The organism is Pedobacter sp. PLR (genome assembly GCF_026239675.1).
Taxonomy (GTDB): domain Bacteria; phylum Bacteroidota; class Bacteroidia; order Sphingobacteriales; family Sphingobacteriaceae; genus Pedobacter.
Genome location: NZ_JAPIVQ010000007.1, coordinates 37,389 through 50,409 on the forward strand (window position 1 = coordinate 37,389; position 13,021 = coordinate 50,409).

Here is a 13,021-nt window from a genome sequence, read left to right on the forward strand (position 1 = left end):
TATCGGGGTCCCATATGTCCAAAATTACCCAAAGTCACTTTACTTGTCAGGCAATCAAAACTGGTCAGTCAGTAAAGGTAAAAACGGCATTATGTATTTTGGAAATGCACAGGGTTTGCTTACTTATGACGGTAAATACTGGCAACAATACAAGTTACCAAACCGGCAGATTGTAAGGTCTGTGCTCGCTGCTCCCTCCGGAATCATCTATACCGGCGGTTTTGGAGAACTTGGCTACTGGTCTTATAAAAACGACAAATTAACCTATACCTCCTTAACGAAATTAGTTCCAAAGACTAACCTGGTAAAGGACGAAATCTGGAAAATCTGTTCCGACGGGAAAAAGGTGATTTTTCAGTCTTTTTCTACCATTTACATCTACGAGAATCATAAGATTACAGCTATTAACAGCAGCAAACCCTTTCTCTTCCTCCACCAGGTGGGAAAACGGTTCTTTGTGGAAGTATTGAGCAGTGGGCTGTTTGAATTGCAGGGCGAACAACTGATCCCATTAAAAGGCAGTAACCCGACCAATTCAACCGATGTATTGTCTATTTTGCCTTATCGGGACAACAAACTGCTCATTGGCACCAGTAAGGATGGCTTATTCCTATACGATGGTCAAACCTTCATCCCCTTTAATACAGCTGCCAATAACTTTCTAAAAACCTTTCAGCTCAACAATGGGGTAAAGGTTTTAAATAAGTATTATGCATATGGCACTATCTTAAACGGCTTAATCATCATTGATGAGCAGGGAAATATAGTGCAGCAGATCAACAAATCGAGCGGCCTGCAAAACAACACCGTACTTAGTCTTTATGCCGATCAGGACCAAAACCTCTGGGCCGGGCTCGACAATGGGATAGACCGCATAGAATTAAACTCTCCGCTATACTTTTATTTCGATAAAACCGGTCAGTTTGGAACTGTTTATTCCAGTCTGATCTACAACAATACCATTTATTTAGGAACCAATCAGGGGCTATTCTATAGTCCATGGGTATCCGGAAAAAACACCTTCAATTCTTTTGATTTCAAACTGATTCCCCATTCACAGGGACAGGTATGGGAACTTACAGTAATTGACGGGCAATTGATCTGTGGACATAACAATGGGACCTTTAATGTCAGGGGGAATAAACTGGAAAAAATATCCAGTGCCAACGGCGGCTGGACTATAAAAAAGCTCGATGACGGACAAGAATGTCTGATTCAAGGCACCTATAATGGCCTCGTCATTTATAAGAAGGATGCCCGGGGGATATGGCGCTACCACAACAAGGTGGCTAACTTTGATGCGCCTTCAAGATATGTGGAAAGAGATGCAAAAGGAGATATTTGGGTAAGCCATGCCTATAAAGGACTGTATAAACTCACACTGAGTCCAGACCTGAGCAGGGTGATCTCCACCAGAATCTACAATGAGAAAAACGGCTTACCAGACGATTACAACATCAACATCTTCAAAATAGAAAACAACCTGGTCTTTTCTTCAGATAAAGGCTTTTATGTTTATGATGACATCAGCAATCGTTTTAAAAACTATGCTGAACTCAATAAAGCACTAAAAGGCTTTTCTACGGCTAACAAAATCATTAGTGCCGGTAAATCAAAATACTGGTTTATTAACCGTGGTAAAATGGCCCTGGCACACCTGCAGGAAACGGGACAGCTTAGTATTGATTCCAACAGGTTCAACATTCTGGATGGAAGAATGGTGCAGTACTATGAAAACATCAGCAAAATCAGTGATAATATTTACCTGATCAGCGTTGATGATGGCTTTGTAATCTATAATGGCAATAACCGTCCTGAAAACCTTAAGAAACAAGATCTACCGCTGGTACTCATTAGAAAAATAGAAGACATCACTGATACCTATCAGGTGTTGAGTGAAATTGGGAACAGGGATACAAAAATGCAAATCCCTTATTCCAGAAATAACATTCGCATTTCCTATGCCCTACCCTATTACAGACAGGCTAAAATCAAGTTTCAATACTTTTTAGAGGGATATTCTAAACAATGGTCGGAATGGAGTACTGCTTCACAGAAAGATTTCACGAACCTTAGTAAAGGAAATTATACTTTCAGGGTGAGGGCTAAAATCAATGACCAGGTGCTTCCTCAGGAAACCTCCTTTGAATTTCAGGTACTTCCACCATTTTATGCCAGCAACTGGGCTATCGCTTTTTATGTACTCTGTGGTATTGCCTTATTTATTGCGGCGAAACGTCTTTATGAGCTCAAACTGAAAAGAGATCAGGAAGCCATTGCGAAGAAAATGCAGGCAGAAAAAGAGGTCTTCTTAAAGAAGGAAACAGAAGCGAATGAGCGCCAGATTATCAAGCTGCAAACCGAAAAGCTACAGGTAGAACTGGCTGGAAAAAACAGGGAACTGGCAAACTCGGCGATGAGTCTGGTTTATAAAAATGAGCTGCTGCAGAAGCTGAGTCAGGAGATTGCCAAACTAAAAGATGGCAATGGGAAACCACTTTCGGAAGACCAGTTGAGGAAGATTCAGAAGGTCATTGATGAGGGGATGAATGACGAACGCGACTGGCATTTGTTCGAGAGCAGTTTCAATGAAGCCCATGAAAGCTTCTTTAAAAAATTAAAGGCAAATCATCCGGACCTTGTTCCGAATGACTTGAAATTATGTGCCTATTTACACATGAATATGAGTAGTAAAGAAATGGCATCCTTACTTAACATTTCTCTGAGGGGAGTAGAAATCAGGAGATACAGACTCCGTAAAAAGCTGGTAATCCCTCATGACAAGAACCTTGTAGAGTTCTTAATGGAGTTATAACACTACATCATTACTACACACACCCTGTCTTTTTGCCCCACAATCCTGCATTTACTGATCAGGTAACCTGGAGACCTATAAATCCTATTCCCATATCACAAAGCCTATTTTTAGACTAAAAACCGCTATGGAAAACAGCCTAAAAACACTACACATCAATACTGACGTATTCATGTAGAGGTCAATTTCTTGCATTAACCACGACAGTCACAGAGATTTAGCCTATCAAATAAACATAACCTAAACGAGCATGAAAAGAATCTTTACAAAATTTTCTGTTTTAGCATTCCTCTGTTTTCTTTTTAATTATTCTGCCTTTGCACAGCAGATTATTATAAAAGGAAAGGTGACAGACGGCGGTGATAAAACCACTATTCCAGCTGTAAGTATACAGGTAAAAGGAGCAGCAACAGGAACACAAACAGACGCCAATGGAAACTATTCCATCAGCGCTCCGGCGACTGCCACATTGGTATTCACTTATATCGGTTATACCACACAAGAGGTACCGGTAAACAATAGAACTACAATTAATGTACCCATGACTTCCTCCTCACAGGAACTAGAACAGGTGGTGGTAGTTGGTTACGGTACACAACGAAAAATCGATGTGACGGGTTCCGTCGCCACTATCAAAGGAGAAGAAATTTCCAAGCAAGCTTCTGTAAATCCGGTAAGTGCATTACAGGGAAAAGTTGCCGGAGTTTCGATCACCAATAATGGTGCTCCGGGTGCTGCACCACTTATCACAATCCGTGGTACTGGTACAGTATATGGTAACACCGGTGTACTATACGTAGTAGACGGTGTTTGGTACGATGATATCAACTTTCTGAATCCATCAGATATTTTCAATATGAGTATCCTGAAAGATGCCTCAAGTTTAGCTATCTACGGGATCAGAGCCGCCAACGGTGTGGTTTTAGTAACCACCAACAGGGGTAAAAAAGGCGATGCTATCGTGAGTTACAATGGAACATTTGGTTTGCAGAGTGTAACCAACCCTGTGAAAATGGCAGATGCTACTCAATATGCTACGATTATTAATGAAATCTATGCTTCTAAAAATGAAGACCCACTATTCAAAGATCCTACTGCTTTTGGAAAAGGAACAGACTGGTATGGGCAAATACTTAGAAATGCACAGGTAAATAACCACCAGCTATCCATCAGTGGTGGTGGCGAAAAAAACATTTACAACTTATCACTGGGCTATCTCGATCAGGATGGCGTAGTAAAGAGCAACAACTATAAACGCTACACTGCCAGATTAACCAGTGAATTTCAGGTATTGAAACCCTTAAAAGTGGGTTATAATGTTTCTGCAACCGCAAGTAACTCCAAAGACATTGACAACGTTATATTTCGTCAGATGTATACTTCAGGACCTGTAGTCCCTGTTTATTATGCAGATCGTACTTATGGAGATCCTAATGATTTTGGTCTGGGTAGTGGCGCAGGTGCCAATCCTCAAGCTACTATTGATTTCTTCAATAGAAGGTCTAAAAACTATAAATTCACCGGAAATCTTTATGCGGAACTCGAAATCCTAAAAAGTTTAACTTTCAGAACCAGCTTTGGTGGTGATTTCTCCCAAGCTGAAGTAAGAAGTTATAGCCCGGTTTATAAAGCAACAAATGCACAGCGTAATGAGACCAGTCTGTTGGGAATCGACAGAACAGAAGATAGAAACTGGATCGTTGAAAACACCCTGACTTATAAAAACACCTTTGGTGACCATAATTTAACGGTACTGGCAGGACAGACTGCACAACGTAACAAACAATATTTCATCAATAGTAAGGCCTTAAATGTCCCATTCTCCAGTGAAGGAGACCTTTATCTGGCTTTAGGAAATGCAGCCGGACGTTCACTAACGGATGGTGGTAATTTACAAACCGCAGCCTCTTACTTCGGTCGTGTAAACTATTCCTATAAAGATCGCTATCTGCTAAATGCTTCGATGCGTGCGGATGGTGCCTCACAATTTTATGCGAATGGAAATCCATGGGGTTACTTCCCTTCTATCGGTGCAGGTTGGGTGATCAGTAACGAGCCCTTCATGCAGGATCAGCAGATTTTCAGTAATTTAAAAATTCGCGGAAGCTGGGGTAAAGTCGGAAATGCAGGTGTTCCTGTAAATCCAACTACGCTTACCATCTCTCAAAAAGGTGGTTATGTCGCTTATTTCAATGGTGTCGCTTATACCGGTAAAAGTATCGACCAGATTACTCCTGCCTTTATCAATTGGGAACGCAGTTCAGGTACTGACATTGGCTTAGAAGCAGGGTTTTTAGCCAATAGATTGAGTATTGAAGCTGATTATTATAACAAAGAGACACAACAAGCCATCTTTGGAATTCCGGTATCAGCAGATATGGGATTAGGAGAAGCGAAAGAAATTGGCAATCAGGCCAACTTCAGAAACCGTGGATTTGAATTCACCGCCAACTGGAGAGATAAAACTGAAGGCGGATTTACCTATTCCATCAGTGGAAACTTCGGTTACAATCAAAACAAAGTAACTTCAGTAGTAACGGGTGAAAATCCGATCTATTCTGGTGGTGAAGGATTAGCCAATGGCTCCCTTGCAACACGCACCGTTCTTGGAAGACCAATTGGCGAATTCTTCGGTTATAAAGTGGATGGTATCTTCCAAAATGCAGGAGAAGTTTCAGCCTCTGCTCAAAAAGATGCCATAGCCGGTGATTTCAGATATGTAGATCAAAATGGCGATGGTATCATAGACGGAAAAGACCGCATCACACTTGGAAATGCAAACCCTAAATTCAACTATGCATTAAACACTAGTTTTGCTTATAAAAACTTCGACCTTTCTCTGGACATCCAGGGAGTTGCAGGAATCAGTATCTATAATGCAAACCTTGGTGTAAGGTATGGTAATGAGAATTTCACTGAAGACTTCTTTAAAAACAGATGGCATGGTGAAGGGACTTCAAACACCTATCCTTCCGCAAATATAGGAACCACTAAAAATTCAGCGCCAAACTCCTTCTTTGTCGAAAAAGGAGATTATATCAGATTAAGAAATGTACAAATCGGCTACACTTTACCTGGTACGTTGCTGAGCAAGTGGAAAATGCAAAAAGTAAGGGTATTTGCTAATGCTCAAAATCCGGTAAATCTATTTGGATACAGAGGATTTAGCCCGGAAATCGGGAAACCAACCGTGGGTAATTATTCACCACTAGGTGCAGGTATAGATGCCAATGTATACCCACTCTATGCTACTTATAATTTAGGTCTAAACGTTACTTTTTAATTGATCCGGAAATGAAAATATATAACCATATCGCGCTGCGAAAAGCATGCGCAATAGTCATCACAGGTACGATCTTACTCAGCACTTCATGTACAAAAAGCTTCCTTGATGTTGATCCTCAAGCCAAACAACCTGCAGTAACATTTTGGAAAACTCAGGATGATGCACAAGCCGGCGTGTATGCCATTTATGGAAATTTACGCAGCTGGGCAAATGTAGCCTTTCCTTCACTTGCCGTAGAAAGCATTGCTTCTGATGAGGCCGATAAAGGAAGTTCGACAAATGACGCCAGTTATCTGAACGACTTTGAAAACTTCACGGTCACCTCTACAGATGGACAGGTACTTGGATTTTGGGAAGGCCAATACCAGAATATCAATCTTTGTAATCAGGTATTGGATAATATCCCGGGCATAGAAATGGATCCTAACTTAAAGAGCCGCCTCCTTGCGGAAGCTAAATTTGTAAGGGCTTATTCTTATTTCAGACTAGTGAGGGCTTTTGGTGGTGTAAGGTTACACCTGACCATTCCTAAAACCCCGGCACAGTTTAACATGCCAAGAAGTTCGAGAGAAGAAGTTTATGCCGCTATAGAAAAAGACCTTGATGAAGCCGCAGCGGTACTGCCGGTAAGCTATCCAGCTGCTGATCGTGGTCGTGCAACTCAAGGCGCTGCATTAGCCCTGCATGCCAAAGTAGCCATGTATCAAAAGAAATGGGCGCAGGTACTCAGCTTAACCAATACCGTAATGACGCAAGGTTATAGCCTGCTGCCAGATTATGAATCTGTGTTCCGTTTAAATCATGAAAACAGTTCAGAATCGATATTTGAGATTCAATGCGAATATAATCCTGGTACAAAAGACGCGAGTAACAGTCAGTATGCACAGGTACAGGGCGTAAGATCCCAAGCCGGTTATTGGGGGTTTAATACACCATCACTAGACCTCGCAAACGCTTTTGAAACCGGAGATCCGCGTAGAGAAGGTACTATTCTGTTCGTAGGCACTTCCACTCCACAAGGCGATTTAATCACTTCTGCTCCCGGAGATCCGGTAAGATACAACCATAAACCGTATGTTCCTTTTGCTACGGCTTATGACAATGATAACCCAAGAGGGGGGCAGCAAAATGTACGGGTGATACGTTACTCAGATGTATTGCTGATGAATGCTGAGGCTGCAAATGAATTGAATAATTCTGGTCAGGCCATTGCCTCTTTGGAACAGGTGAGACTAAGAGCAAGACAGGGAAATCCAGCAATTCTTCCTAAAGTAACCACTACAGACCAGACTGCACTACGCGCAGCCATTTATCATGAAAGACGTGTTGAACTGGCCATGGAGTCAGATCGTTATTTCGATGTGATTCGTCAGGGACGCGCCGCAGCAGTATTTGGACCTAAAGGCTGGAAAGCAAATAAAAATGAAGTATGGCCAATTCCAAATACTCAGATTGAGCTAAGCGTAGGTGTCCTTACACAAAACCCAGGTTATTAATCTCATTTAACGAAAAGAAATGAAAACAAGATTATTCTATATACTAACAGCGGCAACCCTATCTCTTGCGGTTAGCTCCTGTACAAAGAAATTCGATCCTTCGAGCTATGCGCCGGCACTAAACATTGGTGGCTATAGCAGCACCAAAGAAGTGGCCTCAGCTAACCTGGTTGCACACTGGGCTTTCGATAACAGCTTAATTGACAGCGTTTCAAAAGTTAATGGTGTAGCCACCAACACCTCTTTTTCGGCAGGAACCAAAGGTAACGCCTTACAAGGATCTCCTACCGGATATGTGATCTCCGACACGCCGGCAGAAGTGCAGAAACTAAAAAGTTTCACGACGACCTTATGGTTCAACTCGGACTTGAATACCGGTGCAACAGGCCTGATTGACATTGCAAATTCCGCAGCCGGATGGGGTAATTTAACCATATTTCTGGAAAACAATGGTGATGCCGACAATGGTATTATTCAATTCCGTGTGAACAACAATGGCGTGCTTACCGCATCAGAAAACTATAAGGTTCCCGGCATCTGGAAAAAATGGACGCACCTGGCTTTGAGTTATGATCAGGTAAGTTCCACTTTCAACATTTACATCAATGGAGGGAAATTAAAGGCCCTGACTGTCCCTAACAATGGGCCATTAACTTTCCAGAATGCGACAAAAATGGTTTTTGGAACCTTGCAGTTTCAAACTACTCCAAGTTTAACCAGTGCAGGTGGCAAAGAATCATGGGCAGCTAATCTGAATGGTAAGCTGGATGAAGTCAGAATCTATAATAAAGCATTGACCACTGATGAAATCGGTGCGATATCTAAACTGGAAAGTAAAGGAAAATAATCCAATAGCTGATCGTTATGAAGCGTTGCAGGTTTAATTCTGCAACGCTTATTGCTATCCCTATTTAGCCGATCCCCAATTATTGTGCTTCAACAGCCTCCAACTTATCACTATGAAAAGAAACTTACGAAATACCTTTTTAATATTAAGTCTGATCTGCTCGGTTTATCAGCTGAAAGCACAACAGAAAATCACCGAAAGCATCAAACCAGATCTCAAAATAAGGAAGAACTTAACAGATGATCAATTACTGGACCTGGTTCAAAAACAAACCTTTCGTTATTTCTGGGATTTTGCACATCCTGTAAGCGGGATGGCCCGGGAGCGTAGTAATATCGCTTTTGAATATGGCAATGAGGTAGTCACCACAGGTGGCACCGGATTTGGAATTATGGCCACCATTGTAGCTGCCGAAAGACATTTTATCAGTCGCGAACAAGCAGCGGCAAGAACAAAAAAGATTGTAGACTTCTTATGGAAAGCAGATATGTTTCATGGGGCTTTCCCCCATTGGTTAAATGGAGAAACAGGGAAGGTGATCCGGTTTAGCCCAAAAGATGATGGGGCTGACCTCGTAGAAACTTCTTTACTTTTCCAGGGACTTTTGACTGCTGCACAATACTACACTGCCGATAATGCGACAGAAAGAGACCTTAGAAACAAGATACAATGGATGTGGGAAGGTATCGAATGGAACTGGTTTACCCAAAACCAGAAAGTACTTTACTGGCATTGGAGCCCCAATAATGGCTGGAGTATGGACCATCAAATCAGAGGTTACAATGAATGTCTGATCACCTACGTGCTGGCGGCATCCTCTCCAAAACATTCGATAGATCCGAAAGTTTACCATGAAGGCTGGGCGATGAGCAATACTTTTTTCAATGGCAAAAAATTTAATGACATCACTTTACCACTGGGTTTTGACGGTGGTGGACCATTATTCTTCTCTCAGTACTCTTATTTAGGATTAGATCCCAGAGGATTGAAAGACAGTTATGCAGATTATTGGGAACAAAACAGAAATCACACACTGATCAACAGAGCATATTGCTTAGAAAACCCAAAACAGTACAAAGGTTATGGCACAAACAGCTGGGGCTTAACGGCAAGCGATAGCTGGCAAGGTTATGCGGCACATTCGCCAACAGAAGACCTGGGAGTTATCAGCCCTACCGCAGCCTTATCCGCATTCCCATACACTCCGGAGTATTCCATGCAGGCTTTAAGACATTTTTACGAGGACAAGGGTGATCAGCTATGGACACAATATGGTTTTGTGGATGCCTTTAGTGAACAGCACAACTGGGTGGCAAAATCACACCTGGCTATAGATCAGGGACCGATCATCATCATGATAGAAAACTACCGCAGCGGTTTATTGTGGAAGCTGTTTATGAGTAATCCAGCTGTACAAAAAGGGCTGACAAAATTGGGATTCAGTACGCCTGCCATCAAATAGTCTGAACTCTGATGGCTGATGTATCCTAATTTTTACCAGTCCCGCGTGTTAAAGGACAAAGAAACCTTTATACTCGCGAAAACACAGTTAATTAAACAAAAAATGAAAAGATTTTACCACTTCTTCCTTGTATTAGCCCTGAGCTCCGGATTCGTTAAAGCACAACAAAAACCAGCATTTTGGAAAGAAATCCAGGACTTCAAACATAAAGACAGCATTGCTATGCCTTCTAAAAATGGCATCTTATTCGTTGGCAGCTCCTCTTTTGAGAAATGGGCAGCGCTGGAAACTGTATTCAAAGATTATCAGGCGATCAACAGAGGATTTGGCGGCTCTACGCTTGCACAAGCAAATTACTATATCGCCGATCTGGTTTATCCTTACCAACCTCGTCAGGTGGTGATCTACAGTGGGGAAAATGACATCGCTACTGACGGCGTAACTGCGATTGAAACATTAAACCGCTTTGCTACTTTTTTCAATAACATCAGACTTAAATATCCGGAGGTTCCTGTCCTGTATATTTCCATCAAAGACAGTCCTTCGAGAACCAGATATGCCGCTACAAATGCACATACCAATCTCCTGATCAAAGACTATCTGCAACATTACCCAAACACAAAATTTGTAGACGTTAACCGTAAAATGTTGCACAATAATGCCCTTCGTCCGGAGCTTTTTCTGGAAGATATGCTGCACATGAAACCGGAAGGCTATGCCATCTGGATCAAAGAAATCAAACCATTCCTGGTTAAACCCTAAATAGACAACTATAATAAAACAATAATGAGAAAAGCGAAGTACTTATTTTTCCTGGCCGCGATTTTTAGCTTTAGCAGTAGTTCTGCGCAACAGAAAAAAGCGAATTCCGATCAGCAGATGAACATTTTCATAAAAGACCTGCTTTCCAAAATGACTTTGGAAGAGAAAATCGGCCAGTTAAACCTGTTAACAGGAGGTGAGGCCACTACAGGCTCTGTGGTCAGCACTGATGTGGAAAGCAAAATCAAAAAAGGTCAGGTAGGCGGAATGTTTAGTTTAACTACGCCTGCCAGAATCCGCAAAGCACAGGAAATTGCAGTTACCCAAACGCGCTTGAAAATTCCCATCATTTTTGGCCAGGATGTGATCCATGGTTATAAAACTACTTTTCCGATTCCATTGGCTTTATCCTGCACCTGGGATTTAGCCCTGATTGAGAAAACAGCAAGAATTGCCGCTGTTGAGGCCACTGCAGACGGATTAAACTGGACCTTCTCCCCTATGGTGGATATTTCCAGAGACCCACGATGGGGTAGAATTTCTGAAGGTTCCGGAGAAGATACCTACCTCGGTTCGGAAATCGGCAAAGCCATGGTTAAAGGATACCAGGGCGACGATCTGTCTAAATATAATACCATGATGGCTTGTGTAAAACACTTCGCCTTATATGGTGCTGCCGAATCTGGCAGGGATTACAATACCACAGACATGAGCCTGAACAGAATGTACAATGAGTATCTTCCTCCATACAAAGCCGCATTAGATGCAGGTGCTGGTAGTATCATGACTTCCTTCAATGACATTAATGGTGTTCCCGCTACGGCCAACAAATGGTTGATGACCGATTTATTACGCAAGCAATGGGGCTTTAATGGCCTTGTAGTAACGGATTATACCGCCGTAAATGAGTTAATTGACCATGGATTGGGAGACCTGCAAACCGTTTCTGCCCTTGCCCTAAATGCAGGAGTAGACATGGATATGGTAGGAGAAGGATTTCTAAGTACTTTAAAAAAATCAGTTCAGGAAGGAAAAGTAACAGAACAACAGGTCACTAATTCTTGTCGCCTGGTATTGGAAGCGAAATATAAGCTGGGTCTATTCGAAGATCCTTTCCGTTACTGCAATGAAGAACGTGCAAAAAAAGAAATCCTTAAACCGGAACACCTGAAAATAGCCAGAGAAACCGCTGCACAAAGTTTTGTACTGCTAAAAAACCAGGGACAAGTACTTCCCTTAAAGAAAACAGGTACGGTTGCTTTAATCGGCCCATTGGCAAATACAGGAACAAATATGCCTGGAACCTGGAGTGTAAACAGTGACTTGGAGAAGACCATTTCCCTTTTACAAGGATTAAAAGACAATGCCGGTCCCGGCCTTAAAATATTGCATAGTGCAGGATCTAACCTTTTAACCGACCCTGAATACCAAAAAAGAGCAACCATGTTCGGTCGTGATCTTCCAAGAGATTCCCGTACAGCAGAAGAAATGATTGCTGAAGCAGTTGCTACCGCTAAAAATGCAGATGTAGTGATCGCTGCCCTTGGTGAAAGTTCGGAAATGACTGGTGAAAGTTCCAGCCGTACCAACCTGGACATTCCAGAGAATCAACAACTTTTATTAAAGGCCTTACTGAAAACAGGAAAACCAGTGGTGCTGGTCTTATTTACCGGCAGACCCCTGACCCTGAAATGGGAAGATGAAAATGTTCCGGCCATTTTAAATGTATGGTTTGGCGGTACAGAAGCTGCAAATGCCATTTCCGATGTGTTATTTGGAAAAGTAAATCCATCAGGAAAACTGACCGCTACTTTCCCACAAAACGTAGGACAGATTCCATTGTACTACAGCCATAAAAATACCGGCAGACCACTGGAAGAAGGAAAATGGTTCAGCAAATTCAGGTCGAATTACCTCGATGTAAGCAACGAACCCTTATACCCTTTTGGGTACGGATTAAGTTATACCACTTTTAACTACTCCAATCTAAGGCTAAGCAAAAACAGCTTTAAACCTGGTGAGCTCATTTCGGCGACCGTTACCCTGAAAAATACCGGAGCTTATACCGGTAAAGAAACGGTGCAGTTGTACATCCGTGATTTAGTCGGCAGCATGACCCGTCCGGTTAAAGAGTTAAAAGGATTTGAAAAAATCGAGCTTAAAGCCGGAGAAAGTAAAGAAGTTACTTTTAAAATTTCAGAAGAAGACCTGAAGTTCTTTAATGAAGAACTAAAGTTTGTGGCAGAACCCGGCGACTTCAAATTATTTATAGGCAGCAATTCAAGGGATAATTTAGAAATACCGTTTAAATTGACCCATTAATACCGACTAATCTCTTCCACCCCGTTGGTGA

Annotated in this window: 7 protein-coding genes; all 7 read left to right on the forward strand. The window is 42.0% G+C overall.

What is annotated here, in order from left to right:
• Positions 1–91 precede the first annotated feature (91 nt).
• The 7 genes from OQX61_RS17630 (at position 92) to bglX (ending at position 12,990) form a co-directional block, all read left to right on the forward strand.
• Entirely contained in the window at positions 92–2,815 is a 2,724-nt protein-coding gene (locus OQX61_RS17630) for a triple tyrosine motif-containing protein (RefSeq protein ID WP_265843119.1), read from the forward strand.
• Positions 2,816–3,065: 250 nt separating this feature from the next.
• Positions 3,066–6,098, forward strand: coding sequence for a TonB-dependent receptor (locus tag OQX61_RS17635; protein ID WP_265843120.1), 3,033 nt, complete (start codon positions 3,066–3,068; stop codon positions 6,096–6,098).
• 11 nt (positions 6,099–6,109) lie between these two features.
• Complete coding sequence (locus OQX61_RS17640; RefSeq protein WP_265843121.1) at positions 6,110–7,597, forward strand: RagB/SusD family nutrient uptake outer membrane protein; 1,488 nt, start codon at positions 6,110–6,112, stop codon at positions 7,595–7,597.
• Between the two features lie 19 nt (positions 7,598–7,616).
• The gene (locus tag OQX61_RS17645; protein ID WP_265843122.1) at positions 7,617–8,444 is read left to right on the forward strand and encodes a LamG domain-containing protein; all 828 of its coding nucleotides are present in this window, start codon (positions 7,617–7,619) and stop codon (positions 8,442–8,444) included.
• A 112-nt stretch (positions 8,445–8,556) separates the two neighbouring features.
• Positions 8,557–9,906 (forward strand): glucoamylase family protein, encoded by a 1,350-nt coding sequence (locus OQX61_RS17650; RefSeq protein ID WP_265843123.1) that lies wholly within the window; start codon positions 8,557–8,559, stop codon positions 9,904–9,906.
• 102 nt (positions 9,907–10,008) lie between these two features.
• The gene (locus tag OQX61_RS17655; protein ID WP_265843124.1) at positions 10,009–10,668 is read left to right on the forward strand and encodes a GDSL-type esterase/lipase family protein; all 660 of its coding nucleotides are present in this window, start codon (positions 10,009–10,011) and stop codon (positions 10,666–10,668) included.
• A gap of 24 nt (positions 10,669–10,692) precedes the next feature.
• Positions 10,693–12,990 (forward strand): beta-glucosidase BglX, encoded by a 2,298-nt coding sequence (bglX, locus tag OQX61_RS17660; RefSeq protein ID WP_265843125.1) that lies wholly within the window; start codon positions 10,693–10,695, stop codon positions 12,988–12,990.
• The last annotated feature ends 31 nt before the right edge of the window (positions 12,991–13,021 follow it).